The sequence below is a fragment of the Gordonia tangerina genome (assembly GCF_021556435.1).
Lineage (GTDB): Bacteria > Actinomycetota > Actinomycetes > Mycobacteriales > Mycobacteriaceae > Gordonia > Gordonia tangerina.
This window is the reverse complement of sequence record NZ_JAKGCU010000001.1, coordinates 461,111-487,640: the sequence shown is the minus strand read 5'-3', so window position 1 is coordinate 487,640 and position 26,530 is coordinate 461,111. Positions and strand designations below refer to the sequence as shown.

Below are 26,530 nucleotides of genomic sequence, written 5' to 3'. Positions count from 1 at the left end.
GCCTCCTCAGGTCGGGCCGAGGGGATATCCCCTCGGATCGGCCTGAGGAGGCCGATTTCAGTTTCCGCGGAGCCTATCGATGTGCCCGTGCGTCCAAGACACATGGAACTCGATCTCACTGATCTCGCCGACGGCGTGTACAGCACAGCGCAGATGTCGGCACTGGGTCACGGTGACGCCGCGCTACGCCGGATGGTCCGCGTGGGTGCACTGACGCGGCCCGGTCGCGGCTGGTACGCCACACCGGCCGCCGACGACGACGCAGTCGAGGCGGCTCGCCGCGGCGGCTGCGTGAGCTGCGTGTCAGCGCTGCGTAAGCATGGGTTTTGGGTGCCGCCCGGATATCACGAGCTGCATGTCCGCCCCTCCCGCCACAATCGCACGAAACGACGCGACTTCTGCTCCACACCCGGCGGTCCGCTGCCGGTCACCACGTCACTCGATCCCGTCCCGACCGCACTGGTCTGCGCCGCGCAGTGCATGACCGCCGAGGACTGGATCATCGTCACCGACTCGGTGCTCAACACGTGGGGCTGGACTGTCGAGCGCCTGAGAGCCGAGCTTCCGCAGGTGAACGCCAAGATCGAGACCATGCTCGCGAAATGCGACCCGAGATCGCAGTCGGGTACCGAGACAGCCGTCCGGGTGCGCCTGCGAGCCCGCGGCTTCCACGTCGAGGTGCAACCCAAAGTCGACGAGGTCGGGTATGTCGACCTCAAGGTCGGCCGCCTTCTCATCGAGTGCGACAGCAAACTCCATCACACGAGCAGAGAGAACTACCTCAAGGACAGGCGGCGCGACCGCAAGTCGCTGGCGCAGCAGTTGCTGACGATCCGGGTCACCTACGATGACGTGCTCTACGGCTGGGAGGAGACTCTCGCCGACATCCGGGCCGTCACCGACGCGGATCGGCACCGTCCGCGCCGGAAGCGACGGAAATCAGACTCCTGAGCGACGACCGAGGGGATATCCCCTCGGATGGGCCTATGGAGGCCGATTTCAGTCACTCCCGTCCGCGCCACGTGCACAGGCAGATCTCGTTGCCCTCGGGGTCGGCCAGCACCCACCATTCCGGCGCGAACTCGTCGGTGACCAGCCGACCACCGGCATCGAGGGCGGCAGCCATCCGCTCCTCCACCGCGTCGTGAGGGAGCCACAGGTCCACGTGGACGCGGTTGCGCTGCGACCTCGGTTCGTCCATCTGCTGAAACCACACCCCGGGGAGGATGCCCGCCGGGTCGGAGAGGTCGATTGACGTCTGCTCGGGCTCGTCGTCGTAGCCGAGCACGGCCTTCCAGAACGGGCGGACCTTGTCGACGTCGAGGACGTCGATCCCCAACTCGAAGCGTCCCGACGGAGCGGCCGCCGGCTCCAGATCGAGGTCGGCCGCGATCGACGAGATCCGATTGGCCAGCGCGACGTCGGCTTCGGTGAGTCGGTGCGCGCTGTGCGTGGTGAGCGCCAGATGTACTGAGCCGTACCGCAGTTCCACGTCGGGATGGTGACCGGCCGCCTCGGCGGCCTCGATGATCCGGGCGACGAACTCGCCGCCGCGCACCATGTTCTTGGTCCGGAAGGCGGCGTAGACGGTGTCGGCCAATACCCGCCACGGGTCCGAGAGCGCCTCGGTGGCCGCTGCCGCGCTGACTGGGGTTCCGCTGGATCCGGTCATGATTCGACCCTACGACTGCACCGCGCTCCTCGTGACCCGAATTCTCGGTACGCTCACGTCGTGCTCCTTCCGGCGCGAGTCGCCCACGGTGTGGCGGACGGCTCGGTAGACCTGGCCTTCCGTACGTGGAAGGCGGCGCGAGTCCGCGCCGGGTCGACCTTCCTCAGCTCGGCCGGGCTGATCGAGATCAGGTCCGTGCGGAAGGTCGACGTCGAGGAGATTTCCGACGATGAGGCGCACCGCGCCGGATTCTCCAGCGCAGTGGCGGCGGTCGGGAAGCTCCGCCGCACCGACGACCCGGTCTTCCGGATCGAGCTGGGGTGGGCCGGACCCGACCCGCGGATCGCCTTGCGAGCCGACGACGACCTCTCCGACGACGACATCGCCGAGCTGCGTACCCGGTTGCAGCGACTCGACAATCGATCGTCACACGGCCCCTGGACACGGGCGACCCTGCAGCTGATCGCGCGTCGTCCGGCCGTCGTCTCGACCGACTTGGCAGCCGAATTGGGCAGGCCACGCGCAGATTTCAAACTCGATGTGCGCAAGCTGAAGAAACTCGGCCTGACCCGCAGCCTCGACGTCGGCTACGAATTGTCCCCACGCGGCCGCGCGGTGCTGACGCTGCTCGAGGACACCCGGCCGGGCGGCGCATAGTCGTACCCAGCCCACCGCACCGCACCGCATCGCACCCCGTCCGGAAGCAGCATCCGCTTCACCGGCGGGCCCCGAAACCGGCCAACGCGTGTGGTCTCGCACCCAAACGGGTCCGCACCGGGGCCCGGTTTGGTCGCGCGCCACCGGCTCGCTAGACTCGTGGGCGCTGCCGCCGCGCAGCACGCCGCCCTAGCTCAGTCGGTAGAGCAATTCACTCGTAATGAATAGGTCAGGGGTTCGATTCCCCTGGGCGGCTCCATCTGGGATTCGGGAGAGGTTCCCTTGGCACTCGCTGGCGTCTGCTTACTCGCCCGACTATCGATCATCCGGACAACATCGCGCTCCCTATAGTGGAGTCGAGAGCATCGGTTCTTCGATAGAACGCACAGCGGCAAGGAGCGAGTGATGTCGGACTTCATCAACAAGATCAAAGAAGAAGCCAAGGCCTTCTCCGCCGCGGTCGACCAGGAGCTGACCGTCCTCGAGGGCGTCGACGGCTACGACCCGCTGCGCGACGAGGATGAGCGGTCCGACGACGACAACACCGCTGACGAAGCCGACACCCCCTCCGACGACACGGAGGGCGGCGGAACCCCCGTCAAGGAGTAGGCCCGCGTGGTCGCCCGTCGACTGCCCGACCTCGCGGCGCTCGACATCGTCGTCACCGTGGCACGCCTCGGCAGCATGGGGGCCGCCGCCCGTGACCTCGGGATCAGCCAGCAAGCGGTGAGTGCACGCGTACGTGGCGCGGAACGCGAACTCGGTGTCGAGATCTTCATCCGGTCGGCGGGTGGCGTCGACATCACCGCGAACGGGATGGCCGTCCTCGAATGGGCCAACGCCCTGGTGGAGCGGGGCGCCCAGTTCATGACCGGCGTGGACACACTCATCGACGCCCGCCATGCCACGCTCGTGGTGGCCGCTTCCAAGACCGTGGCCGAGTACCTGGTTCCCCGCTGGATCACCACACTCACCCATCAGAGCGACGTGAAGATCTCCGTGCGGCCGATGAACTCGGCCGACGTCATCGAGACCGTCCACCAGGACGAGGCCGATCTCGGATTCATCGAAAGTCCCGGCAGCATCGGCGATCTCACCGACACACTGGTGGCCCGCGACGAACTGGTGGTGGTGGTCGCACCCGGCCACCGGTGGTCGGACGGGCGGACCGTCGACATCGCCGAACTCGCTGCCACACCGCTGATCCAACGCGAACCCGGTTCCGGTACGCGCGTGACCTATGAAGCAGCTCTGCAGGATTCGGGCGTCAGCCCGACCGAACCGCTCATCGAACTACGGTCGGTTACCGCGATCCGGTCGTCGGTGCTGACCTCGTCGGGGGCCGCAGTGTTGTCACGGTTGTCGGTCGACGACGACATCGAGGCGGGGCGGCTGGTGCGGGTCGAGGTGGCCGGACTGCGCATGGTGCGGCCGCTGCGCGCGGTGTGGTCGTCCCACATCCGGTTGCGTGGTCCGGCCCGCGAGCTGCTCGACATCGCCCGCGCGCACGGCCGGCCAGCCTGAATCACCTCAGCGCTTGAGATCCGGGTTCTCCGCGTAGACCTCCTCGATCAGCGACATGTCGAAGATCTGCTCGGGCTTGATGGAATAGCCGGCCTTCTCCAGCGCGATGATGTTCTCCTCGATCAGGGCATCGGTCATCGTCAGCAAACCGTTGGCGTCGGTGTCCGGTGACACGACCAGACCGTTCTGGGCGATGGCCTCCTTGGTCTGTTCGCCTTCCTCGAGCCCGAGGTCGGCACCGTACTTGGTCACGGCCAGGCGCGCCGAACCGGCCGGGTCGGCGACGGCGTCGTACCAACCCTGGATATCGGCCTTCAGGAACGCCTTCACCTTGTCGCGCTCGTTGTCGATGGTCTCCTGGCGCACCACCAACGTCTCGGCGACGAGCGGCAGGTTGAAGTCGGCGAACAGGAAGTTGGCGTTGGGGAATCCGCTGGCCTCCAACGTGATCGGCTCGTTGGTGACGTAGCTGACCCATCCGTCGACGTCGCCGGTGGTCAGCGGCGTCGGATCGTACTGCACGGTGATCTTCTGCACGTCGGACTCGGTCATGCCGTTGGCGGTGAGCAACGCCGCGAAGACGTTCTCATTGGACGCCTGCACCCCGATCTTTTTGCCCTTCATCTCCTCCGGCGACAGGATCGGGCTCTCCGCCGACGACACGATGCAGAATGGGTTCTTCTGGAAGGTTGCCGCCACGGTCATCAATGCCGCCCCCTGCAGGATGACCGGCGCCGTCAATTGTGGCGCGGTCATGCCGATCCAGACCTTGTTCGACGTCAGCCCGGTCTCCACACCGGTACCGGCCCCACCACCGGTCAACAACTCCGGTGTCCCGAGCCCTTCGGCCTCGTAGTAACCGTTCTCCAATGCCCAGTATTCGCCGGCGAATTCGATGTTCTTCTGCCACGACAGCTGTACCTTCGGATTCATCGACGATGCACCTGAACCGCCGGAGTCGCTGCTGCCGCTACTGCAGGCGGCCAACACCCCGGTGGCGCCGAGCGCACCGATCGCACCGCCGGCAGTGAGCGAGTACCGCAGAAACGACCGCCGGTCGAAGGTGGCGCGTGACGACGTGTTGCTCATGTGTTCCCTTTCCGATGTCCCCCCGGTTGATCCGGAGATCACTTCTGTTCCATACCCATTCGGGTGAGTACCACGGTCTCGGCGACGCCGACGATCGCGTAGATGATGATCGAGGCGACCGTGATGACCAACACCGACGCCCACAGTTCGTCATAGGCGGCGGCGGGCAGCGCCTGCTGCAGTGTGGCACCCAGCCCCTTGTTGGTGCCCAACCATTCGGCGACTGTCGCCCCGACGATCGCTCCGGGCACCGAAACCTTTGCGGCACTGAACAACGACGGCACCGCTGCCGGTATGGCAGCCATCCGCAGTGCGGTCGCCGACGATCCGCCATACACCGTGATCACATCGTTGATCTGTCGCGGCGCATTCGCCAGCCCGGTCATGATCATCACCAGAGCCGGGAAGAACACCACGATGCCGCCCATCACCGCGACCACCGCGACACCGCGTCCCACGATCAACGTGATCAACGGCGTCATCGCCACCAACGGCACCGAACGCAGCAGCATGGCGATCGGCATGAACGTCTGCGCGGCGGGCCGCGACAGCACGAACAGCGCCGCGGTCGCGATGGCCGCGCTCATCCCGACGACGAAGCCGATCGCCGCGTCGGTCAACGTGATCCACAGGTTGTCCAGGATCTCCGCGCGCGCTTCAGCAGCATCCGGCGCGGTGAAGAGGTACTCGAACACATCCACCGGGGTACGGCCGATGATGGGGCCGATATCGGGGAACGCGAGCAGAAACAGCCACCAGATAACCAGGATCAGCACAAACGACAACAGCAACGATCCGAGGAAGCGGCCGATGCTCCACAGTCCGGTTGCCGTCACCGCAGGACCGCCAGACCGGCCGACCACCGCGTCGCGAACCGCGCCACCACGCTGATCGCCGCATAGGCGATGCCCGCGATCGCACCGCTGATCAGCGCGATCGCCCATACCGCGGGAATGTCGCCGCGCTGTTGGGCGACGATCATCGCCGGGCCCGCCCCGGTGTCGGGCATCGCCAGGAATTCGCCGAGCACCGCACCCAGCACGGCGGCAGGTGCTGCGATCTTCACCGCCGCAAGGGTGTTGGGCACTGCCGCGACCGACCGGACTCGCCACAGCTGGGTGGCGCGTCCCCCGCCGTACACCTTCACCAGGTCCAGGCTGCTCTGATGGGGTGAGCGCAGTCCGGTCAGCGTGCCGATCATCGTCGTGAAGAACACGGAGATCGCCGCGAGGAAGACGATCATCGTCTGCACCTCGGCGAAGGCGACCTGAATGATCGGCGCCACCGCGATGATCGGGGTGCAATACGAGATGATCGCGAGCTGCGTCGCCAAGCCTTCGATCGGCGGGATCAGCACCACCAGGACAGCGAGGCCGATGGCCAAGCCATTGCCCCACAGGAACCCTCGCGCGGCGAGCTCGACGGTCGACGAGAAGTTGTCGACATAGAACGCGGCGCCGGTGTCGACGATCGTCGAGATGACCTCGCCCGGTGTGGGTATCGTGCCGCTGAACCAGTCCAGCGCACCGGCGATCCACCACAGCGCGATCAACCCGAGCAGGCCGAGCAGCCCGGCGTACCAACGGTTGGCACTCCCGAGATCAGCCACGTGTGGCCTCGGCGGTCGCTCGCCTGCCGTCGTCGGCTCCGCCGAACAGCAAACCCGACAGATGATCGTGTATTTCGTGGAACTCGGGGGTGCGCATCATTTCCGGAACCCGCGGGCGCGGCAGGTCGATCGAGACCATCTCCACCACTTTGCCGGGGCGCGGGCTCATCACCGCCACCTCGTCGGACAGGAACACGGCTTCGGCGATGCCGTGGGTGACCATCAGCGTGGTCGCCGGTTTCTCGGTCCAGATCCGCAGCAGTTCGACGTTGAGTCGCTGCCGGGTCATGTCGTCGAGCGCACCGAACGGTTCGTCGAGCAGCAGCGCGGTGGGTTTGACGACCAACGCGCGGGCAATCGAGACACGTTGGCGCATGCCACCGGACAGGGTCGCCGGCTTGGACTTCTCGAAGCCCGACAGTCCGACGAGCTCGATGAGGTCGGCCACGAGGTCGTCGTCCACCGACATCCGGCTCACCTGCAGCGGCAGCTTGATGTTGGCCTCCACCGACCGCCACGGCAACAATGCCGAATCCTGGAAGGCGATACCCAACTCGTGGTTGCGTTGCAGGTCGGTTGGCGACTGGCCGTTCATCAACGCGGTGCCCGCGGTCGGTTCCTCGAGACCGGCCAGAATCCGCAGCACGGTCGACTTGCCGCAACCCGACGGCCCGAGCAGCGACAGGAACGAGCCCTCCGGCGTCGCGATCGACACATCGTCGAGCGCAGTCACCGTCGAGCTGCCCCGCAGGGCGCGTGTCGAGAAGGTCTTCGTCAGCCCGGAGATATTGATGCCGGTTCCCGGCGGCCGTGACGCGGCAGCACTCATGCAGCGAGACGTTAGGAGCCGGGTGTTGCTGGCTGATTACCGCTGAATTATCACTGTCCGCTTTCGGCTCGGTTCGCTGGGAGGGGGAATCTGATCACACCGGGTGTCAGACCCCTTAGAGTGGCATCCAGAGCACGAGGTGTGTGACACAGACAACGGGAGGCCGCCGAGCATGGCATCGATCCGCGATCATCTTCAGACCTTGACCGACACGGTCGGCGCGGTGCGCGTGCTGCAACGATCCGGCGCACTCGACCTCACCAAACCGCGCGAACTGGCGACCGCGGTCAAACGCAGCAAGACGCTCGGCGCGCCGGCGACGATCATGCTGCACGGCGCAGAAGAGCACCCCGACGCGCCGGCGCTGACCGACGAACGCGGCACACTCACCTTCGGTGAGCTCAACGACAACGCGAAGGCGCTGGCCAACGAACTCCTCGCGATCGGGCTCACCCCAGGCAGCGTCATCGGCGTGCTTGCCCGCGATCATCGCGGACTGCTCACCGTGCTGGCCGCCTCGGGTTTCGCAGGTGTGCGACTGGCGATGATGAACACCGGGTTCGGTAAGACCCAGTTCGCCGAGGTCGCCGAACGCGAAAGAGTCCAGGTGATGTTCTACGACGAAGAGTTCATCGACCTGCTCGACGGTCTGCCCGACAGCCTCCCGCGGTATCTGACCTGGGTCGACGGCGACCGGCCGATCCCCGAAGGGGTTCGCACACTCGACGCCGTCGTGGACGGCGGCAACACCTCCATGCCGCCCGAACCCGACGATGTCGGTGGGTTGGTCATCCTCACCAGCGGAACCACCGGACTCCCCAAAGGTGCCCAGCGCGGCCGATTCTCACCGTTCACCAGCGCCCTGCTACTCGACCGCATCCCGATCCCGCAGAACGGCACCGCGGTCATCGTCTCGCCGATCTTCCACTCCACCGGTTTCGCCCTGTGGGGTGTTGCGACCGCGCTTGGCAACAAGACGGTGGTGATGCGTCGCTTCGACGCCGAGAAGACTCTCGGCGCCATCGCCGACAATCGCGCCGACGTGCTGGTGGCGGTGCCGACCATGCTGCACCGGATGGTCGCGCTCGGTCCCGACGTGATCAAGAAGTACGACCTGTCGTCGTTGAAGATCATCGTCATCGCCGGTTCTGCACTCTCGCCGACCTTGTCGGAGGCTGTGCAGGATGCCTTCGGCGACGTCTTGTACAACCTGTACGGGTCCACCGAGGTCGCGATCGTATCGGTTGCGACGCCGAGTGAGCTGCGGCAGGCGCCCGGAACCGTCGGCCGTGCACCGGTGAGCAGCCATCTCGCGCTCTACGACGACAACGATCAGCGGATCACCGCGTCCAACGTGCGCGGCCGGCTGTTCGTGAAGAACGGCGCGCCGTTCGAGGGCTACACCGACGGGCGCAACAAGCAGGTCATCGACGGTTACATGTCGACCGGTGACATGGCGCGGTTCGACGACAACGGCCTGATGTTCATCGAGGGTCGCGACGACGACATGATCGTGTCCGGCGGCGAGAACGTCTACCCGCTCGAGGTGGAGAACCTACTCGCCGAGCATCCCGATGTCGCCGACGTCGCGGTGGTGGGCGTCGAGGACGACGAGTTCGGAACCCGCCTGCGCGCGTTCATCGTTCGCGCCGAGGGCGCCGACCCCCAGATCGACGATCTGAAGCTGCACGTGAAGTCGAACCTGGCGCGCTACAAGGTGCCCCGCGACGTCGTGTTCGTCGAAGATCTCCCGCGCAACGCCACCGGCAAGCTGGTCCGCCGGAATCTGCCGACGGGTCCGCTCGCCTGAGTGACCGGGCCGACATCAGCGGCCGGCGTCGACCCGACGCCGGTCGTTGAGTGCCAGTCCGATCGTCGCGACCATCGCGTCGACCGCGAACTTCGGTTTCACGTTGACGTCGAGTGCGGTCCGGCAGTCCAGCACGGCCTCCACACAGCGCAGCAGCTGCTCCGGCGCCGCGTAACCGGCCATCGGTACCGCGATGTCGTCGGTCTTGTCCGGATGCATCGCGGCAACCTGCGCACCCACCGAGATGACCAGCGCATCCCGGAACAGTGCCGCCAGATCGACGAGCGCGCGGTCGAGCATGTCGCGCTGAACCCGGGTGGAGCGCGACTTCTGGCGTTTCTCCAACTCTTTGAGCGCACCGGCGGTACCCCGCGGCGGACGGGCGGTGCCCTTGCCGGTGCCGCCGGCGCCCAGCGCGGTCTTCATCTCCTCGGTCTCGGACTCGTCGAGTTCGGCACTGATCGCCTTGGCCGCATCCTCGGCCGAACGCACCAACGCCTCGGCCGCCGCATACGCGGTCGAATCGCGGGCGGCCGCTCGGGCCAGGCCCAACGCCTTCTCGCGCTGTGCACGCGCTTCGTCGTCTGTGGCCAGACGCTTGGCGCGGCCCACGTGGCCGCCGCACACCCCCGCCGCCCACGCGGCGCGTTGCGGATCAATGCCGTCGCGATCGATCAGCACCCGCTCGATGTCGGCTACCGCCGGGGTGCCCAACGCGATGTGCCGGCACCGCGACCGCAGGGTCACCGAGATGTCGTCGGGGTCGACCGACGGCGCGCACAGCAGGAACACCGTCCGCGAGGGCGGCTCCTCGACCGCCTTGAGCAGCGCGTTGGCGGCTTGCTCGGTGAGTCGGTCGGCATCCTCGACGATCACGATCTGCCAGCGTCCGGTCCCGGGCCGCCGGGCGGCCGCCTGGACCACGTCCCGGGCCTCGAGCACCGACAGGCTCAGGCCCTGCGGAACCACGTGGCGCACGTCGGCGTGTGTCTGCGCCATCACCGTCACACAGGCACGACATTCGCCGCAGCCCACATCACCGACGTCGGGCGACTGGCACTGCAGGGCCGCGGCGAAACAGGTCGCTGCCACCGACCGTCCGCTGCCAGGCGGCCCGGTGAACAGCCACGCGTGCGTCATCGAGGCCCGCACGGCCCCAGCCATCGTGTCGCGGTTGGGGTCGTCGGACGGCGCGAACATGGAAACAGCCCCGGCATCGCCCTCGTCAAGACGCGCCGCCACCCCGCGGGCAGCCCGGGCAGCAGACCGCAGTTCGTCGGCAATCGGTGCCTGGCCGATCATCCGGTCGAAGACATTTGTCACAGTGCCAGCGTAATGCGCAGTTCAGACACGTCCCCGAGACCCACGCGTGTTTAACAACTGCAAGCAGCCCGCTACCTTTGAAGCGTGATCAAACGTCGGTCTCGGTGGTCAAAGGGCCTGCATCTGGCCCGTTGGCTGGTGCATACCCCGTGGCCGATCCTTGCGCTGGACATGCTGCGCGCAAACGTCGTCGGCGCCCTGTTCACCTTCGCGTTCCTCCGGTTCGGGATGCCACTGGAGGATTCCTACAGCCTCGACGAGATCACCGCGCTCAATCAGGTGATCTTCGCGATCTACCTGGTGGTCGCGATGTTGGTGGGTGGGTTCCTCAGCATCCAGCTGTCCTTGCCGGTGTTGATCTGGCATCGGCGGCGCACCCGCCTGGACAACGCGAACGCGCGGCGCCGGGCGCTGAAGCTGCCGTATGTGCTGTCGGTGGTCAACCTCGGGCTGTGGACGGTCGGCGGCGTGCTGTTCACGATGGTGAATTTCTCCGTCTCGCACAAGAATGCGTTCATCGTGGCGATGGCCAGCGCGGTCGGCGCGCTGGTGACCTGTGTGCTCTCCTACCTGCAGGCCGAGAAGGTGCTGCGACCCATCACCGTCGCGGCGATGGCCAACGAACCCGACGCGGCCGTGGCCCCGAGCGTGACCGCCCGCATCGCGGTGTTCTGGGTGGTCAGCGTGGTCGCCCCGCTGGCGGTCATCATCGGGTTGATCATCCTGCAGCGTCTGGGCTGGATCGAGACCGACCCGGAGGGACTGCAGCGCCCCATCCTCTGGATGTCGGGCGCGGCGCTGGCGTTCAGCGTCATCGCCATCGTGCGTGTGGTTGCGGCCATCAACGACCCGATCAAGCAGCTACGCAAGGCGCAGAGCGAGGTCTCGGCCGGCAATCTGAACGTCGCCGTCAAGATCTACGACGGCAGCGACCTGGGACTGTTGCAGGCCGGCTTCAACGACATGGTGTCGGATCTGCGGGAGCGCCAGGAGCTGCGCAACCTGTTCGGCCGCTACGTCGGCGAGGATGTGGCCCGCCGCGCCATCGAGACCGGAACCGAACTCGGCGGCGAGGAACGCTACGTCGGCGTGCTTTTCGTCGACATCGTCGGGTCGACGCGGCTCGCGGTCAACCGGCCGCCGCGAGAAGTGGTCAACCTGCTCAACGAGTTCTTCCGGGTGGTGGTCGCCGTGGTGGGTCGCCACGGAGGCTTCGTCAACAAATTCCAGGGTGATGCGGCGCTCGCCATCTTCGGCGCACCACTGGATCTCGACGACTTCGCGGGTCGCGCGCTGGCATCGGCACGCGAACTGCGCACCGAGCTCTATCGCACGCTCGGCGACACCGACATCGGTATCGGGGTGTCGGCCGGTAAGGCCATCGCCGGCCACATCGGTTCCGAGCAGCGGCTGGAGTACACGGTGATCGGCGACCCGGTGAACGAGGCGGCGCGACTGACCGAGCTCGCCAAGGACGAACCCACCCGGGTACTCGGGTCCGCGCGCGCGGTGTTCCTGGCCTCGCAGACCGAAGCCGAACACTGGGATATCGGTGAGGGTGTGGAGCTGCGTGGACGCGGGATAGAGACCCTGCTCGCGCGGCCGCTGTTGGAGCCGGTGGACATCTGACGGGCGCGGAGGGGGTCCGTGTGGGGTCTCGATACGCTCCTCGCCTAGCGGCTCGGAGCTACTCGACCACCGACTGGTGGCGCCACCCGGCGGCGCAGTGGACCGACGGATTTCGTCGCCCCGCCGCTGATCGAGTAGCCGCGAACGGAGTGAGTCGGCGTATCGAGATCCTCGGATCGAGTAGCGTGCGAGCCGTTAGGCGAGCAGGCGTATCTCTAATAGGTCTAGCTGGTCGAGATCCTCGGATCGAGTAGCGTGCGAGCCGTTAGGCGAGCAGGCGTATCGAGATCAGTCCGCCGACTTCTTCGCCGTACTCTTCTTTGCCGCAGTCTTTTTCGCGGTTGCCTTCTTGGCCGCAGTCTTTTTGGCGGTCTTCTTGGCCGGAGCCTTCTTGGCGGCCTTCTTCGCCGACTTCTTGGCCGGCCCACGGGCACGACGATCCGCCAACAACTCCATCGCCCGTTCCGGCGTGATGGAGTCGACCTCGTCCCCCTTACGCAGGCTCGCATTGGTTTCGCCGTCGGTCACGTACGGCCCGAAGCGGCCGTCCTTGATGACCATCGGCTTGTCCGACACCGAGTCGTTTTTGCCGAGTTCCCGTAGCGGCGGCGCGGCCGCCTGCCGACCCCGACGCTTGGGTTCGGAGTAGATCTTGAGCGCCTCTTCCAGGGTGATGCCGAAGATCTGGTCCTCACTGGTCAGCGACCGAGAGTCGGTGCCCTTCTTCAGGTATGGGCCATAGCGACCGTTCTGCGCGGTGATCTCGTCACCGGATTCCGGGTCCACACCGACGACACGCGGCAAAGACAACAGCTTCAATGCGTCGTCAAGGGTCACCGTCGAGATGTCCATCGACTTGAACAGCGACCCGGTGCGCGGCTTCGGGCCGGCTTTCTTCGCTGCCTTCTTGGCCGTCTTCTTGGCGGTCTTGGCCGCGGTTTTGGTCGCGCCACCCGACGTGTCGTCGAGCGGCACAACATCCCCGTCACCACCGGTGGCGCCGCCGGCCCCACCGTCACGTGGCGTCGGACCCGCCGGCACCGTGGCGGGCGCCTTACCGTCGTCGTCACCATCGTCGTCCGACGGCAGGATCTCGGTCACATACGGACCGAATCGTCCTTCCTTGGCGACGATCTCGTTTCCGGTGAGCGGATCGTTGCCCAACGACCGACCCTCCTGCGGAGTCGCGAACAGCTTCTCCGCGACCGCCAAGGTCAACTCGTCGGGCGTGATGTCGGCCGGGAGGTTGGCGCGCTTGAGATCCGGTTCGGCATCCGGCCCCGCGACGTTGCGTTCGAGATAGGGTCCGTATCGGCCGACCCGCACGAAGATCGGCCGGCCCTCGTCGTCGTCGAACAACCGGATCGAATTGACCTCGCGGGCATCGATCTCTTCGAGATTCACACCGACGAGCTTCTTGAGGCCACCGTACTTGGCGACCTCCGACTTGGCCGTCTCCGACTCTGCTTCGGCGTCGCCGAAATAGAAGTCGGTCAGCCAGCTGGTGCGGTTGGCCTGGCCGGCGGCGATCTGGTCCAGGTCGTCCTCGAGGGTGGCGGTGAAGTCGTAATCCACCAGACTCTCGAAGTAGGCCTCCAGGAGGCCGACGACGGCGAACGCGATCCACGACGGGACCAGCGCGTTACCCTTTTTCACCACGTAGCCGCGGTCTTGAATGGTGCCGATGATCGACGCATACGTCGACGGACGTCCGATGCCGAGCTCCTCGAGCACCTTGACCAATGACGCCTCGGTGAACCGCGCCGGCGGATTGGTGGAGTGACCGTCGGCGTCGAGTTCGGTTGCCGTCAGCGCCTGCCCCTCGGTGAGGTTGGGCAGCCGGTTCTCGGCGTCGTCGGCCTGACCACCGGCGAGTTCGTCGACGGTCTCGACATAGGCCGAGAGGAAACCGGGGAAGGTGATGGTGCGTCCCGAAGCGGCGAAAGTGCAGCGTTCGCCGGAGGTGGCGGTGCCGCTGATCCGCAGGCTCATCGTGGTGCCCTTGGCGTCGGCCATCTGCGAGGCGACGGTGCGCTGCCAGATCAGCTCGTAGAGCCGGAACTCGTCGGCCTCGAGTTGCCCACCGACCTGTCCGGGCGTGCGGAATGTCTCGCCGGCCGGGCGGATCGCCTCATGGGCTTCCTGCGCGTTCTTGACCTTGCGGTTGTACTGCCGCGGTGTCGGATGGACGAACGACTCGCCGTACAGCTCCCGCGCCTGGCTGCGCGCGGCGTTGATTGCCGACTCGCTCAACGACGTCGAGTCGGTACGCATGTAGGTGATGTAGCCGTTCTCGTAGAGCCGCTGCGCGATGCGCATGGTGCGGTCCGACGAGAAGCGCAGCTTGCGGCCGGCCTCCTGCTGCAGGGTCGAGGTCATGAACGGGGCGTACGGACGCCGGGTATACGGCTTCTCCTCCACCGACGTCACGGTCATATCGGCACCGTCGAGGGCGGTAGCCAGGCTCGTGGCGCGCTCACCGTCGAGCACCAGCACGCCGTCGGCCTTCTTGAGCGCTCCGCGCGCATCGAAATCTCGGCCGGTGGCGACCTTGGCGTCATCCACCGACACCAGCCGCGACGTGAACGTGCGCGGCGTCGACGAACTCTCCGCACCGACGTCCATGGTCGCCGCGATGTCCCAGTACTCGGCGGAGACAAAGGCCATCCGCTCGCGTTCACGGTCGACGATGATGCGGGTGGCCACCGACTGCACGCGGCCCGCCGACAGCTTCGGCATGACCTTCTTCCACAGCACCGGCGACACCTCGTAGCCGTACAGGCGGTCGAGGATGCGGCGGGTCTCCTGTGCGTCGACGAGGTCGATGTCGAGGTCGCGGGGGTTCTCGGCGGCGGCCCGGATGGCTGACTCGGTGATCTCGTGGAACACCATCCGCTTGACCGGGATCTTCGGCTTGAGCGTCTCCAGCAGATGCCAGGCGATCGCCTCCCCCTCGCGGTCACCGTCGGTGGCGAGGTAGAGCTCGTCGACATCCTTCATCAGCGACTTGAGTTCGGTGACCGTCGACTTCTTGTCGGCCGAGACCACGTAGAGCGGCTCGAAGTTGTCGTCGACGTTGACACCGAGACGCGCCCAGGGCTGACCCTTGTACTTGGCGGGGACGTCGGCGGCGCCGCGCGGCAGGTCGCGGATGTGGCCGCGGGAGGACTCCACGACATAGTTCGCTCCCAGGTACCCCGCGATCTTGCGGGCCTTTGTCGGCGACTCGACGATGACCAGTCGTCGGGTCGAGCTCCCCTTGGTGGGAGTTGCGGTGCTGGAATCGGCCACCGGGCGTCCTTTACTTCGCATTCGCTGATGTCGTCCGCGCCAACGGCCTCGTCACACGCACGACACTCGATCAGGTTTGTACCTTATATATAGCGTCGTCTGCACACTCGGATTCCCGTCGGCAAACCCCCAGTGTGGCAAATTACGGCGCCGCGGCCGCATAATTCCTGGTCAGAGCAATATGCAAGGAATTTTGCGGCCTCGGGTGGGTCGGCGGCATCACAGACCGTCGACATGCGGCCAATGCACGGCGGCGTCGGGCACCGCAGGGGGATCCCCGATGTACTCCAGGAGGTGGCCGAGTCGCCGTTTGCCGGCGATGCGCAGGGCGTGCGACAGCCCCCGGCCGACCAGGGTGGGGGCCACGCCGACCCGCATCAGGGCGGTCGCCAGGGCGGGATGCGTGTCGGGGGCGTGGCTGTCGAGACCCAGCATGAATCGGTCGCCGTCGCGTTCGCCGGCGGCGAGAGTCCACAGCCGCAGGGCACGCGGTGACGGCACCCAGCCCGACGGCATCGCCTTGACCGCACCCGACGACCACCGGCGATGCAGGTCGTCGAGATCATGGCAGGGTTGCGTCCGCGCGATCGGATTGCCCTCATCGGAGATGACGACCTCGGCATCCACCCCGGTCGCGGACATCTCCTCGACGAGCGCGTCGGCGCGCCAGCGTTGCGCCACCACGACCGAGATCCGCGTACCGCCGTCGGATCGGACCGCTTGTCCGTGCGCGGCGAGCAGACCCGACAGATCCTCGTACGCGGGTTGGTCGATCTGCGCGGAGAAGAACGACAACTGGCCCACACACCGAGATTACTGCCTGACCGGCCGCGTGCAGCGTCACGCATCGCGCCGGACACGGATCACCACCGGTCGGCCAAGGCCACAAAAGAGTCGCTCCCGACCACCGTTACGGTGACCGGGAGCGACTTCGCTCAAGCTTTCGCAGCTTGCAGGAGGTGACTCCTAGACGGCGCGGACGCCAGTGGCCTGCGGGCCCTTGGTTCCCTGGCCGACCTCGAACTCGACCCGCTGGTTCTCCTCGAGGGTGCGGAATCCCGAGCCCTGGATCTCGGAGTAGTGGACGAACACGTCATCGGACCCCTCGTCAGGCGCGATGAAGCCGAAGCCCTTTTCCGCGTTGAACCACTTCACAGTTCCCTGTGCCATTACTGCAATCCTTTACATACATTCCAACAGACGCGACACGATGGGTCTCGTGTCGTGGCCGGTCCCGACCGCCATACCTCGATAGTTCCCCACGGAAGAATCCCCGAAAACCTGCCTCAGTACCACGGTCACAACACGATCTCGGGAGATCACCGGGGTCCCGGCGGCTCACGAAAGCTGCGACCGCCCATAAGTCAATCACGTTCACGGCGCGCGCGATAGTCACCCCGATCAACCAGATTCCAAACCTGCCGATTTTCGCGGTCCCGACATCCGTCGGTAACATGGGAGATCCGTGTCGAACCACGACACAGCACAATCGAACTCTCCAGGCAATGCACACTCCCACATTCGGGTCCGAGCTGCTCCGACGCAGCACGGCCGGCACCGACCCGTCCACCTCTCCGATCACACACATGTCGGTGATCGGCTCGCGCGCAGCCACTTTCGCCGACTGGCCGGAGTGGGTTCCGGCCGATCTCGTGGCCGCATTCGGTGCCGACGGAATCGATAAACCGTGGGTGCATCAAGTGGCGGCTGCCGAACATGCATTTAACGGAAAACACGTGGCCCTGTGCACCGGCACGGCCTCCGGGAAATCGTTGGCGTATCAGCTACCCATTGTGAGCACGCTGTTGAAGGATCCGAATGCGACAGCGTTGTATCTTTCACCGACGAAGGCTCTCGGTGCCGACCAGATCCGTTCGGTCACATCACTGCTCAGTGCGGCCGGCGACAGTCGTCGCGGAGCGGCGACAGGTGTTCAACGCCAGTTCACACATCTGCAACCGTGCGCCTACGACGGTGACACCGACGTGGAGCTACGCCAGTGGGCGCGTGCACACTCCCGGTGGATCTTCACCAACCCGGACATGCTGCACATCGGTATCTTGTCCGGTCACGCGCGATGGCGACACTTCTTTCGGCATCTGCGCTACATCGTCGTCGACGAGGCTCACCATTACCGCGGGGTGTTCGGCTCGCACACCGCGTTGGTCCTGCGCCGACTCCTGCGGATCGCGCGCTCGGCCGGTGGTGATCCGGTGGTCATCGCCACCAGCGCGACGATGGCCAAGCCGGCCGAGGCGCTGACGCGGCTCATCGGCGAACCCGCCGTCGCGGTGACCGAGGATGCCTCACCGCGCGGCGAACGGACAGTTGCGCTGTGGGAGCCGGATTTTCTGCCCGCGGTGACGGGTGAGAACGGCGCACCGATCCGACGTTCGGCCGGTTCCGAATCGGCTCGACTGCTCGCGGATTTCGTTGTCGAGGGAGCGCGGACGCTGTGTTTTCAGCGCAGCCGGCGCGGGGTCGAGCTGACCTCACGACAGGCCCGGCATCTGCTGGCGCAGAGCGCTCCTGAGCTCGTCGACCGGGTGGCCGCCTACCGCGCCGGGTATCTCGCCGACGATCGGCGGCGACTCGAACGAGCCATCTCCGACGGTGAACTGGTGGGGGTGGCCACGACCAACGCGCTGGAGTTGGGCGTCGACATCAGCGGTCTGGATGCGGTCATCGTGGGCGGTTACCCGGGCACTGTTGCGTCCTTCTGGCAGCAGGCCGGACGCGCTGGGCGCCAACGCACTTCCGGAGACTCGCTGGTGGTGCTGGTGGCCCGCGACGACCCGCTCGACACCTACCTCGTGCACCATCCCGAGGCCTTGCTCGGGCGGCCGGTCGAGGCAACCGTCACCGATCCCACCAATCCGTACATCCTCAAACCCCACCTGCTGTGTGCTGCTGCCGAACTCCCGCTGCGCGAGAACGAGATCGCCGCCTGGGACGCCACCGACGCGGTCGCCGAACTGACTGCCGAGGGAAAACTCAAGAGACGCAAGGCCGGGTGGTATGTCGCCGCAGGCATCGAGCCGCATGCCGACATCGACATCCGAGGCGGCATCGGCGGTCAGGTGCTGATCGTCGACACCACCACCTCGCAGTTGCTAGGCACCGTCGACTCCGGTCGCGCGATGTCGACGGTGCATCCCGGCGCCCTGCACATCCATCAGGGCGAGTCATTTGTGGTCGACGAACTCGACCTCGACGACGGTCTGGCGCTGGCACATCCCGAGGAGCCGGACTGGACCACGTCGGCCCGCGAACTCACCGACGTCTCCATCACCGACGTGGTGGACCGGCGCGACTGCGGGGACCTCACCGTCTCCCTCGTGGAGGTGGACGTGACCCATCAGGTGGTGGGGTATCTGCGCACGCTGCTGTCCGGTGAGGTGCTCGATGCGGTGGAACTCGACATGCCCGCCCAGACGCTGAGCACCCGCGCCGTCATGTACACGCTGACCCCGGAGTCGCTGGAGGGCGCCGGGGTGACAGTCGGCGATTTCCCGGGCGCACTGCATGCGGCCGAGCATGCCGCCATCGGCTTGTTGCCGCTGGTCGCCTCCTGCGATCGGTGGGACATAGGCGGCCTGTCGACCAACCAGCACCCCGACACCGGCCTGCCGACCGTGTTCGTCTACGACGGATACATGGGTGGTGCCGGTTTCGCCGATCGCGGCTTCACCACCTTCGACACCTGGATCGCCGCCACCCGCGACGCGGTGGCGAGTTGCCGATGCGAGAGCGGCTGTCCGTCGTGTGTGCAGTCCCCCAAGTGCGGCAACGGTAACGATCCGCTCGACAAAGATGGCGCGATCAAGGTGCTGACGCTGTTGTGTCGGAGATACTCGAAGGATGACTGACGATCGCGCAGGCGGACGCGAACATGCGGCCCGCACGATCACCTCGGTGCGCCCGGCGTGGTTCTTGTTGGCACGTCCGACCCAGAATGTCGACGAACTGCCCGCCACCATCGGCGAACGCGACGTGTTCTTCGACGACGAGGCCGCGATGGACGCTCTCGACCTGCATTACGCGTGGTGTGCGGCCCAGCGCGGTGGGTACCACGCGACGGTGGTCCGCAGCGCACATTGGTATCTGCAGAGCGCGATGATCGGGCCCCAGGTGGACCCGGGACTCGGCGATGTCTACGTCGCGCTCACCGACGGCTCCGGTGGCCGGCGCGCGGTCGGTGGCGGCTTCCTCACCGAGGGGGAACTCATTCACTGGACCTCGTTCGTGCGGGCCACAACCCGATTCATGCCCGACGCCCCTGCGGTTCCCGTCTTCGAACTGGCACACCTCGGTGACGACAACGTCGACTTCGGCCACATCTGGTTCGCGCCACTGCAGTCGCGTCGGGTGCACCCGCAGCGGATCGTGATCCCCGACGAGCACTGATCGTGCACCTGCCGGTGCGGTTCAGGGCCCGGCGCGGGCCGACGCCACCGCCTCCCGAACCCCGAACGGCCCGAGACGCACCGGTACCGCAACCGTGAGCACCACATCGATACCGTCGACCTCGCACCGCGCGATCCGCCCGCCGACACGCTGCGCCTCGGCTATCTCGATGGCGGCCGAGCACGGGTCCGGCGCGGCCAACACGTGCTGCTGTGCAGCGGCGAGCGCCGCCAGATCCGCGGTCGACTGCGCGCGATGACGCGCCACCACTGCCCCACCGACGTAGAGCATCGCGACGGCCACCGCAGCCAGCGCCGCAACCGCGAAAGCACCCAGCAGCGTTGCGAAACCGCGGTCATCAGCCCACCAACGCATCACGGCGCTCGCTGTCTTCGGGGATGTCCCCGAACTGCGTGACCCCGGACTGCTTGACCCTGGAGTCGGCGCCGAGGGACTCCTTCGCTGCGACGGCCCTCGCAGACAGCTCCACCAGCGGTAGCAACGGCACGTTGTCGCGTACCTCGGCGACGATCTGTGTGCCACTGTCGCGCAGTGAGACCCGCGCGTCCTGCCCGGCGATGGAGACCGCCGTCGAGAGCGCCGACGTATCGCCGATCGCGGCCAACCTGGCCGCCTCGCGCGCCGCGTCGGTGCACCGGATCTGCGCACCCGCCGCCGCCACCACGCCGACACCGATCACCACGGCGGAGACGATCGCAGCGATCGCGTATGCACCCTCGACCGTGACCATGCCGCGATCATCGGCGATCGCCAACCGGATCGCGGTGATGCTCCGTCGCACCATGTGCACGGTGACCTCAGCCGACCGACGTGTTGAGCGCCTTGCCGATGATGCCGGTCAGGCCGCTGACGATGTTGTCGCCGGTCACCACCGTGTAGAGAATCGCTCCGAATGCCGCCGCAGCAATGGTCCCGATCGCGTACTCCGCAGTTCACGAATCATTCCCCGGCTATTTTGACATGGGAGTGACGAAAGGACTCCCTAGTGAACACACTCAGCACCCGCCGCGCGGCTCAGATATCCGCCACGCTCGCAATCGCCGCCACCGCCGCCATCGGCGTCGGCACTCTCGCCGCCAACCCCGCTCGCGCGCAGGTCAACCCCGGCAACTACACGCTGTCTCAAAATGGCATGCGCACCCCTGGCACCTGGCACATCGGCTCCGGCACCCTCCGTAATAATCTGCCTCCCTCGCTGGTCGGCTCCAGCGCCTCGAACCCGGTTCAGAACTAACAGTGCACCAAACCCGCGATGGCGGCTTCGCGGACAATGGGCTGGGTGGGCGTATTGTATTGCGCCCCAACGGTCATGGTGGATATGTGGGTGAGCAGTACCTCGCGGGTATCCGCACGGGCTTGGTTCGCTTGACGCCGCGTTAATCACCGCGAGCAACCCCCGCCCCTCCTGCCGAGTGAGCCCCCAGCCGCAATGACTGAGGGCTCACTTAGCTCTCAGCAACTTCTACCCCAAGATCGGGTACGGTAACCCTGAACCGCATATCAGGGAGGAATCATGAAGACCAGGACCAGACTCGCCGCTGCCGCCCTCGTCGTTGGGAGCGCGGCGACCATCGCCACCGGGATCACGGGGGCGGGGCAGGCGTCCGCGCAGGTCAACGCTGGGAAGTATATCTACACGACCAGCGCCCCCGGTTCCGCCCGGGCGACGTGGGTGGTGACGGGTAACGCCATGTACCCCGTGAGTGGGCAGAAGGGATCCTTGTCCGACCCCAGCGTCAACCCGTTCGTGAAGTACGCCTTGCATCAGTCTCGCAATGGTGGCTGGGCGGATAACGGCGTGGGTGGGCGAATTGTCCTGCGCGCCAAGGGGAATGGTTATGTTGGGGAAGCGTACTTCTTGGGAATCAAGACTGCTGATGTTCGCCTGACCCCCAAGCGCTGAGCCGATTTGCTAACGGCGCTGCCAGCCGAAATCTGGCTGGCAGCGTCATTCGATCGTCCACCGCTTATCGGAGCGCAGTGCCGCCGCGATTGAGTCTCGCGAGTGCTCTGGGACCTGGGAAAGATCCACCGCGTAGTGGTGACTGGGGTCATCCGCTTCCGACACGTATCCGACGATGGCGTTGAGCAGGTCCACTGTCACCTCGACCCCATCGGCTTCCAGATGCACGTCGATAAGCGTTTCGATGTCCCGCTGGACCGCAGCCGGAGCCGTGATTCGGATGACATCCTCGTAAGCCGACTTCCCTTGTCTTGCTAGACGAGACGGCTTCGGCTGGGGCATCTCCGGCAGTGGAGTGGTCTCCATATCCGCGAGAAGGTCTCGGACCGTTCGCCCCAGCGGTGCCAGATACCCCTCAAGTTCGATCAAGTCCAGCCGCCTCTCCCTCGACTCGATCTTCGAGACCATTGTTTGAGCCATGCCGAGTTCGTCGGCGAGTTGCTGCTGAGTAAGACCACGTAAAACCCTGTACGACCGGAGGATTCGGCACAACTGTTCCGCTCGCTGCAAGTAGTCGGCTCCTCGTAAGGGCATGGGGGAAGTGTTCCCCTCTGGGGTGCGATACCCCAAATGTGTATCGTGTACCCCAAAATAGGGTAACAGGGAGGACTCGCCATGACCACGCCGCCGCCACAACCACCGCATCAGCCCCCGTGGGGTCCAACCGGGGCGTACGCGCAGCAGCCCTCACAGTCCCCGTATCCTCCCCAGCCCCCATTCCCACCCCAGGCACCTTCGCCATCCCCGCAGCGCCCGTCTGAGCCCCTCCTGGACCGCGTACTCGCGTTTCTGCGGACGCCTCGTGGTCTTCTCGCCGCGATTGTCGCCGCAGTTCTCGCCGCGACCCTCACGATCACGGTTGCCGTGATCGGCGCGAAGGCGGCTTTCGGGGATGAGTCGGAGCGTCAGGTGGTCGCGCTGGGCGATGGACTGCGCGTGGACTTCGTGGTGCCGGAAGGATGGCAGGTGCGGGGGCTATCCGGCGAAGACCTGCAAATCGCGAGCCCGACATCGGACCCCCGCAGCGCCGGAGAGCTGGATCAAGTGCTCGGGAAGTTCTTGGCTGGCGAAGCTGGCGTGCGGCAACCGCTGGCAATCGTCGTGATGTCTTCTAAGCCCTGTGCCGAGCCGGGGGAGGCGGCTACCGCGAGTGATTCAGTGTTCACCGGAGGGTGGTGGACCCGCTCGAAGGATGGGGTGAAAAACATCGACTCGTACGAATATGCGGCGCGGGGTACGGACTTCGTGTGGACGGGCTCGCGTGACGACCCCTGCGCAGAATCGAGGGGGAGCGCGATCCCTGCTCTCTCTGCGATTGACATTCAATCGGGTGGTGATGGAGACGCGCCTCGTGCGGCGACGGATGCCGCGCGTGCGATCACGAAAACCCTTCGTGTCCAAGGGGATTGATTCTCCACGCCACTCTCGACCCTCGCGCTCCGGTGTGGAGGTCGAGTTGTTTCCCTCCGCCTCCGCCGCCCAGAACGCCTCCCACGCCCAGCGTTCCGCGTCCGCTCCATCACCCCATTCAGCCGCCTCACGCGCCTGGTCAGCAATCATTTCTGGGGTTGGGTGATTGTCCGCCTGGTCCTCCCGCTCCTGCGCCATGAGGGTATCCCAGCGGTTGCCCAGCGCGTGCGCCTCAGCGGCGGGATCACCCATTTCCTCAGCCCAGCGCGAGCGGTCGGTAAGCTCCTCGTCGCTTGGGATCGCACGCGGGTCAGTCCCCTCAGGCAGCATCCAGTACCCCGCCCAGTCCACGGCATCCCTCACGCCCTGTTTCACCTGTGCGGGATGCGATCGGTCGTAGGCATCCCAATCTTGGAACTTGATGCCACGGAAGTGGCTACTACCCGGACTCTTTGTGGGTCTGCGCTGCGCTGTCATCAAGCTCGATGCAGGTAGATGACCTTCCCGTGCTCGTCCGTATTGCGCGAGCATGAGTCGGTCAACCATGCCTCGTGCTGTGACTCCGAGCCCACCTGGTAGCTCCGAAAGGCGTAGCAGCCCAGGCAATCCCGCTCCCTTTGTGGCGATGGAGTCGATAGTGCGATCCGATGCTATGGGCTGAAATTCTTTGAGGCAGTATCGGATTAGCTCATTCGCGTTCTCAGGGGTGACCGCCCCGCCGCGCATGTCGAGGTGGCTGACAGTGAGTTCTGAGCCGTGATGTCGCCGCAGCGCCATGCGAAGATTTCGCAGATCAGGGGCGGTTTCCGATGCCGTCCAGATGACCGCGTGGACGTGGGGGTGGAAGCTCTCCCAGGTGATTCTGGCATTCACCTCGCGGACGCCGAGGAGCAGCCGAATCCCGGCGCCTTTGGTGTCCCCTCGCAGCGCTTCGAGATACCGCTTGATCACCTCGAACTGCTCGCGCAAACCACAATCATCCCTGGTCAGGGCGGTGATCAGCCACAGCTTTCCCTGTACCTTCCCAGTCCACGGGTTCGCCTCGGCGTCCAGGTGAATCATCGCCGAATCCCACGCAACTTCGGTGACTCGATGAGCGCACCTTGGGCACAGAGGGGATTGCGAGTCGCATGCGTTCAGGGCTCCGCTGCCGGTAATCAGCGCGCGACGCCCGTACGGGTCGATGTCGATTTTGGGTCGGGGGTTAGTCCGATGGTTGACCATTCCCGCAGCACTTTCGAGCGCCCGCCGCGTCGAGCCCCGGCGACGACCAATGATGTCGTTCAGGTTATCGACATTCGGCAGGATTCCTGTGACGGTGCCGACATATCTCATCACCGAATCGGTCAAAGTGTCGCTCACCATGAATCACCTCCGCTCAAATTTCGATGACGACCAGGACGCGAGGGTGAATTGGAAGTTCATTCGCCGCGATGGTCTCAGATGATAATAGTCAAGGCGCGGACCGCTGTCGTCAAAGCGCAAACCCCGGTCAATGATGAACCGGGGTTTGCGAGTGAGCGAAATGAACTTCCACGACCCAATATAGCCAGCGCGCAGTCCAAGCACGCAGAATCTGGGGCAAGTCTCTAATTACACCCCATCCGCTATATACCCAGGTAGATCCGTATAAATTCTCCTCACCTCGTTCCGATGATCTGACCAATGATTCCTGACTCGGATCGCCCCGTCGAATAAGAGAAGGAAAGAGAAATGACGTGCTCGGTCGCGGGCTCCCGGCACGCCATTCGCTTCGCTGCTCTATCGACTGGGCGACCTCGCAGGGAAGTATCGCCTGATCTCGGTCTCGGTGGGGAGATTGATATGGCGTACCTGGGCATATAGCGGATGGGGTGTACTGGGTAGTCGCCGCGTGAGTTCCCCAGTTGCTCTTCGCCGCGTGTTGTCCCCACCCCTTCGCCCCTGTCACTCTGCTACCCCTGCCTGCTGCCTCATCCCCTCGCCCACCTGGTGTATCTCCCGGTCTGATCCCTGATGGTCGCGGTGGTCATTCCCGGCGCTTCCCCCTGCTTGATCGCGGCGTTTTCTCTCGGTGGACTTTCCTGAATTCTCGCGGAGATTCGTCTTGGATAGTGGTGTGACCTGCGCGTTTCTGGGTGATCCGATTGTCGAGATTCTCGTGGCTATATTAACCGGTGAGAGAAATGGAAAGGTCCTTCCGAATGACTGATTTTGTTACTGTGCGGAGTGCCACCCAAGGCATTCCGAAATCTCATTTGGCGCGAGTTGTGGATGCGGTTTTGATCGAGCCGCCACTAGTGCCTGATGCGGAGATTCATCGGGTGATCGGCACCGGGGGCATGATCGAGATCCTTGATGTGGATATCTCGAAGACTTCCCGTAAGAGTGATCCTGATACTTCGGTGATGATTGCGGATGGGCTGGCTGCTCATGATGTTTTGGCGCGATTCCCTGATCACGCAAGCCCTATCCGCCTCCGGCTTTGGCTTCCCGCTCTTTCTTTGGATGGTCTGGCTGCTCGTGGGATTCAGGTCCGAGTGATTCCTGGAACTCTAGTCGTGAAGTCTCGGTGGGTGCAGGCAACCGCCGATCTCGTCCGCCCCCGAACTGCCACTGAGCGCGCTGAGGCTGAGACTGCCGCTGCCCTTACCCCCGCTGAGGTCGAGTCGATCACCAACCGGGTCCGCGCCGATGCTGAGACCCAGCTTCGCGCTGATCTGACTGCTGAAGTCACTGTGCAGGTGCGCCGTGAGGTCGCCGAGACCGCGATTGCCGCCCTGAGTGCCCTGCTGACGCCCGATGACGCAGATTCCGCCCCCGCCGCACCCCCGAACACCGAGAACGCCACTCAAGACGACTTCTCGGACTTTGAAGAGCACGACCCAACAGAAGGAGCAATCAAATGAGCACCACAAAGAACATTCTCGTGATTCCCGACGAGTTCGAGATTGAGGAGGTCGAGTGGAACGGGAGCATTCGTAAATACATCTCGAACTGGCAGGAATTGACCGATTCCCGCGTCAATCCCCCTGAAGGTTGTAGTCATCGCTTCGCGGGCGAAGACGTGAGCATGTCTTTCATTTGGAACTTGTGGGCGACCTCGTGGAGCTTCTGGATCACGTCGAAGGGTCGAGTCCTCATGACAGGGAGACGCGGGCGTTGGGGGGATACGACGGGGAATCTGAACTGGATCAAAGAGATGCTCGAATCGAAGATCGCCGCTGTTCAGCCTACAGGTGGAGGCGATGATTCATGACCGCGATCTCGACTCCTTCGACCCAGGTCCCGCTTCGAATCACGGAGGCGCGCCGGGT

The 26,530-nt window shown here is 65.3% G+C and carries 25 protein-coding genes, 1 tRNA gene and 1 pseudogene; 13 read left to right on the top strand and 14 right to left on the bottom strand.

The genetic code is table 11. The features are described from left to right. The first annotated feature begins 87 nt into the window (after nucleotides 1–87). Nucleotides 88–951: a hypothetical protein gene (locus tag L1892_RS02305; RefSeq protein ID WP_308191639.1), complete on the top strand. Its 864-nt coding sequence runs from the start codon at nucleotides 88–90 to the stop codon at nucleotides 949–951. A 52-nt stretch (nucleotides 952–1,003) separates the two neighbouring features. Here the strand turns inward: L1892_RS02305 and L1892_RS02300 are convergent, their stop codons facing one another. Further along, nucleotides 1,004–1,672, bottom strand: coding sequence for a 4a-hydroxytetrahydrobiopterin dehydratase (locus L1892_RS02300; RefSeq protein WP_235721813.1), 669 nt, complete (start codon nucleotides 1,670–1,672; stop codon nucleotides 1,004–1,006). Between the two features lie 60 nt (nucleotides 1,673–1,732). Between L1892_RS02300 and L1892_RS02295 the strand changes: the two genes are divergently transcribed. The 4 genes from L1892_RS02295 (at nucleotide 1,733) to L1892_RS02280 (ending at nucleotide 3,853) form a co-directional block, all read left to right on the top strand. Continuing rightward, nucleotides 1,733–2,329 (top strand): ASCH domain-containing protein, encoded by a 597-nt coding sequence (locus L1892_RS02295; protein ID WP_235721812.1) that lies wholly within the window; start codon nucleotides 1,733–1,735, stop codon nucleotides 2,327–2,329. A gap of 183 nt (nucleotides 2,330–2,512) precedes the next feature. Beyond that, nucleotides 2,513–2,588: transfer RNA gene (locus L1892_RS02290), tRNA-Thr, on the top strand. Nucleotides 2,589–2,734: 146 nt separating this feature from the next. Continuing rightward, on the top strand, nucleotides 2,735–2,938 hold the full coding sequence (locus L1892_RS02285; RefSeq protein ID WP_235721811.1) for a hypothetical protein: 204 nt from the start codon (nucleotides 2,735–2,737) through the stop codon (nucleotides 2,936–2,938). A gap of 6 nt (nucleotides 2,939–2,944) precedes the next feature. Next, nucleotides 2,945–3,853, top strand: a complete 909-nt coding sequence (locus L1892_RS02280) for a LysR family transcriptional regulator (RefSeq protein WP_235721810.1) — start codon at nucleotides 2,945–2,947, stop codon at nucleotides 3,851–3,853. A 6-nt stretch (nucleotides 3,854–3,859) separates the two neighbouring features. Here the strand turns inward: L1892_RS02280 and L1892_RS02275 are convergent, their stop codons facing one another. The 4 genes from L1892_RS02275 to L1892_RS02260 are packed head-to-tail and all read right to left on the bottom strand — an operon-like array spanning nucleotide 3,860 to nucleotide 7,380. Continuing rightward, on the bottom strand, nucleotides 3,860–4,942 hold the full coding sequence (locus tag L1892_RS02275) for an ABC transporter substrate-binding protein (RefSeq protein WP_235721809.1): 1,083 nt from the start codon (nucleotides 4,940–4,942) through the stop codon (nucleotides 3,860–3,862). 38 nt (nucleotides 4,943–4,980) lie between these two features. After that, on the bottom strand, nucleotides 4,981–5,778 hold the full coding sequence (locus tag L1892_RS02270) for an ABC transporter permease (protein ID WP_235721808.1): 798 nt from the start codon (nucleotides 5,776–5,778) through the stop codon (nucleotides 4,981–4,983). Beyond that, nucleotides 5,775–6,551, bottom strand: coding sequence for an ABC transporter permease (locus tag L1892_RS02265; protein WP_235721807.1), 777 nt, complete (start codon nucleotides 6,549–6,551; stop codon nucleotides 5,775–5,777). The genes L1892_RS02270 and L1892_RS02265 overlap by 4 nt, the downstream gene beginning before the upstream one ends. Next, the gene (locus L1892_RS02260) at nucleotides 6,544–7,380 is read right to left on the bottom strand and encodes an ABC transporter ATP-binding protein (protein ID WP_235721806.1); all 837 of its coding nucleotides are present in this window, start codon (nucleotides 7,378–7,380) and stop codon (nucleotides 6,544–6,546) included. Before L1892_RS02260 ends, L1892_RS02265 begins: the two co-directional genes overlap by 8 nt. Before the next feature lie 172 nt (nucleotides 7,381–7,552). Between L1892_RS02260 and L1892_RS02255 the strand changes: the two genes are divergently transcribed. Then, a complete protein-coding gene (locus tag L1892_RS02255) occupies nucleotides 7,553–9,190 on the top strand; it encodes an acyl-CoA synthetase (protein ID WP_235721805.1) in 1,638 nt (545 codons plus the stop codon). Nucleotides 9,191–9,205: 15 nt separating this feature from the next. On the opposite strand, the gene L1892_RS02250 is transcribed toward L1892_RS02255, so the two are convergent. After that, on the bottom strand, nucleotides 9,206–10,513 hold the full coding sequence (locus tag L1892_RS02250) for a DNA polymerase III subunit delta' (RefSeq protein WP_235721804.1): 1,308 nt from the start codon (nucleotides 10,511–10,513) through the stop codon (nucleotides 9,206–9,208). A gap of 171 nt (nucleotides 10,514–10,684) precedes the next feature. On the opposite strand from L1892_RS02250, the gene L1892_RS02245 reads away from it, so the two are divergent. Next, a complete protein-coding gene (locus tag L1892_RS02245) occupies nucleotides 10,685–12,142 on the top strand; it encodes an adenylate/guanylate cyclase domain-containing protein (protein WP_235722004.1) in 1,458 nt (485 codons plus the stop codon). A 288-nt stretch (nucleotides 12,143–12,430) separates the two neighbouring features. On the opposite strand, the gene topA is transcribed toward L1892_RS02245, so the two are convergent. The 3 genes from topA to L1892_RS02230 form a co-directional block, all read right to left on the bottom strand. Then, a complete protein-coding gene (gene topA, locus L1892_RS02240) occupies nucleotides 12,431–15,433 on the bottom strand; it encodes a type I DNA topoisomerase (RefSeq protein ID WP_235721803.1) in 3,003 nt (1,000 codons plus the stop codon). A 219-nt stretch (nucleotides 15,434–15,652) separates the two neighbouring features. Then, on the bottom strand, nucleotides 15,653–16,237 hold the full coding sequence (locus L1892_RS02235) for a hypothetical protein (RefSeq protein ID WP_235721802.1): 585 nt from the start codon (nucleotides 16,235–16,237) through the stop codon (nucleotides 15,653–15,655). A gap of 162 nt (nucleotides 16,238–16,399) precedes the next feature. After that, on the bottom strand, nucleotides 16,400–16,603 hold the full coding sequence (locus L1892_RS02230; protein WP_004022110.1) for a cold-shock protein: 204 nt from the start codon (nucleotides 16,601–16,603) through the stop codon (nucleotides 16,400–16,402). Between the two features lie 335 nt (nucleotides 16,604–16,938). Here L1892_RS02230 and sftH point away from each other — a divergent pair, with 335 nt between their 5' ends. Next, nucleotides 16,939–19,302: a DNA 3'-5' helicase SftH gene (sftH, locus tag L1892_RS02225; protein WP_235721801.1), complete on the top strand. Its 2,364-nt coding sequence runs from the start codon at nucleotides 16,939–16,941 to the stop codon at nucleotides 19,300–19,302. Further along, nucleotides 19,295–19,840 (top strand): hypothetical protein, encoded by a 546-nt coding sequence (locus L1892_RS02220; protein ID WP_235721800.1) that lies wholly within the window; start codon nucleotides 19,295–19,297, stop codon nucleotides 19,838–19,840. The genes sftH and L1892_RS02220 overlap by 8 nt, the downstream gene beginning before the upstream one ends. Nucleotides 19,841–19,861: 21 nt before the next feature. On the opposite strand, the gene L1892_RS02215 is transcribed toward L1892_RS02220, so the two are convergent. The 3 genes and pseudogenes from L1892_RS02215 to L1892_RS02205 form a co-directional block, all read right to left on the bottom strand. Then, nucleotides 19,862–20,215, bottom strand: coding sequence for an Rv3654c family TadE-like protein (locus L1892_RS02215; protein ID WP_235721799.1), 354 nt, complete (start codon nucleotides 20,213–20,215; stop codon nucleotides 19,862–19,864). After that, entirely contained in the window at nucleotides 20,199–20,645 is a 447-nt protein-coding gene (locus L1892_RS02210; protein ID WP_235721798.1) for a TadE family type IV pilus minor pilin, read from the bottom strand. Before L1892_RS02210 ends, L1892_RS02215 begins: the two co-directional genes overlap by 17 nt. A gap of 13 nt (nucleotides 20,646–20,658) precedes the next feature. Beyond that, nucleotides 20,659–20,793: pseudogene (locus L1892_RS02205) on the bottom strand (DUF4244 domain-containing protein); the annotation flags it as partial. A 53-nt stretch (nucleotides 20,794–20,846) separates the two neighbouring features. Here L1892_RS02205 and L1892_RS02200 point away from each other — a divergent pair. Both L1892_RS02200 and L1892_RS02195 read left to right on the top strand, forming a co-directional pair. Beyond that, nucleotides 20,847–21,095 (top strand): hypothetical protein, encoded by a 249-nt coding sequence (locus tag L1892_RS02200; RefSeq protein ID WP_235721797.1) that lies wholly within the window; start codon nucleotides 20,847–20,849, stop codon nucleotides 21,093–21,095. A gap of 279 nt (nucleotides 21,096–21,374) precedes the next feature. Beyond that, on the top strand, nucleotides 21,375–21,764 hold the full coding sequence (locus L1892_RS02195; RefSeq protein ID WP_235721796.1) for a hypothetical protein: 390 nt from the start codon (nucleotides 21,375–21,377) through the stop codon (nucleotides 21,762–21,764). 45 nt (nucleotides 21,765–21,809) lie between these two features. On the opposite strand, the gene L1892_RS02190 is transcribed toward L1892_RS02195, so the two are convergent. Then, nucleotides 21,810–22,358, bottom strand: coding sequence for a type II toxin-antitoxin system RelB family anti-toxin (locus tag L1892_RS02190; protein WP_235721795.1), 549 nt, complete (start codon nucleotides 22,356–22,358; stop codon nucleotides 21,810–21,812). 621 nt (nucleotides 22,359–22,979) lie between these two features. Beyond that, complete coding sequence (locus tag L1892_RS02185) at nucleotides 22,980–24,599, bottom strand: hypothetical protein (protein WP_235721794.1); 1,620 nt, start codon at nucleotides 24,597–24,599, stop codon at nucleotides 22,980–22,982. An 818-nt stretch (nucleotides 24,600–25,417) separates the two neighbouring features. Here L1892_RS02185 and L1892_RS02180 point away from each other — a divergent pair. Both L1892_RS02180 and L1892_RS02175 read left to right on the top strand, forming a co-directional pair. Next, complete coding sequence (locus L1892_RS02180) at nucleotides 25,418–26,122, top strand: hypothetical protein (protein ID WP_235721793.1); 705 nt, start codon at nucleotides 25,418–25,420, stop codon at nucleotides 26,120–26,122. Next, nucleotides 26,119–26,472, top strand: coding sequence for a hypothetical protein (locus L1892_RS02175; protein WP_235721792.1), 354 nt, complete (start codon nucleotides 26,119–26,121; stop codon nucleotides 26,470–26,472). The genes L1892_RS02180 and L1892_RS02175 overlap by 4 nt, the downstream gene beginning before the upstream one ends. Nucleotides 26,473–26,530: the final 58 nt, after the last annotated feature.

Bases quoted from the DNA above. Each gene is read 5' to 3' on its own strand.
- L1892_RS02300 (WP_235721813.1), bottom strand. From the start codon at position 1,672: ATGACCGGATCCAGCGGAACCCCAGTCAGCGCGGCAGCGGCCACCGAG.
- L1892_RS02285 (WP_235721811.1), top strand. From the start codon at position 2,735: ATGTCGGACTTCATCAACAAGATCAAAGAAGAAGCCAAGGCCTTCTCC.
- L1892_RS02275 (WP_235721809.1), bottom strand. From the start codon at position 4,942: ATGAGCAACACGTCGTCACGCGCCACCTTCGACCGGCGGTCGTTTCTG.
- L1892_RS02260 (WP_235721806.1), bottom strand. From the start codon at position 7,380: ATGAGTGCTGCCGCGTCACGGCCGCCGGGAACCGGCATCAATATCTCC.
- L1892_RS02255 (WP_235721805.1), top strand. From the start codon at position 7,553: ATGGCATCGATCCGCGATCATCTTCAGACCTTGACCGACACGGTCGGC.
- L1892_RS02245 (WP_235722004.1), top strand. From the start codon at position 10,685: ATGCTGCGCGCAAACGTCGTCGGCGCCCTGTTCACCTTCGCGTTCCTC.
- L1892_RS02230 (WP_004022110.1), bottom strand. From the start codon at position 16,603: ATGGCACAGGGAACTGTGAAGTGGTTCAACGCGGAAAAGGGCTTCGGC.
- sftH (WP_235721801.1), top strand. From the start codon at position 16,939: ATGCACACTCCCACATTCGGGTCCGAGCTGCTCCGACGCAGCACGGCC.
- L1892_RS02220 (WP_235721800.1), top strand. From the start codon at position 19,295: ATGACTGACGATCGCGCAGGCGGACGCGAACATGCGGCCCGCACGATC.
- L1892_RS02215 (WP_235721799.1), bottom strand. From the start codon at position 20,215: ATGCGTTGGTGGGCTGATGACCGCGGTTTCGCAACGCTGCTGGGTGCT.
- L1892_RS02210 (WP_235721798.1), bottom strand. From the start codon at position 20,645: ATGGTGCGACGGAGCATCACCGCGATCCGGTTGGCGATCGCCGATGAT.
- L1892_RS02195 (WP_235721796.1), top strand. From the start codon at position 21,375: ATGAAGACCAGGACCAGACTCGCCGCTGCCGCCCTCGTCGTTGGGAGC.
- L1892_RS02190 (WP_235721795.1), bottom strand. From the start codon at position 22,358: ATGCCCTTACGAGGAGCCGACTACTTGCAGCGAGCGGAACAGTTGTGC.
- L1892_RS02185 (WP_235721794.1), bottom strand. From the start codon at position 24,599: ATGGTGAGCGACACTTTGACCGATTCGGTGATGAGATATGTCGGCACC.
- L1892_RS02180 (WP_235721793.1), top strand. From the start codon at position 25,418: ATGACTGATTTTGTTACTGTGCGGAGTGCCACCCAAGGCATTCCGAAA.
- L1892_RS02175 (WP_235721792.1), top strand. From the start codon at position 26,119: ATGAGCACCACAAAGAACATTCTCGTGATTCCCGACGAGTTCGAGATT.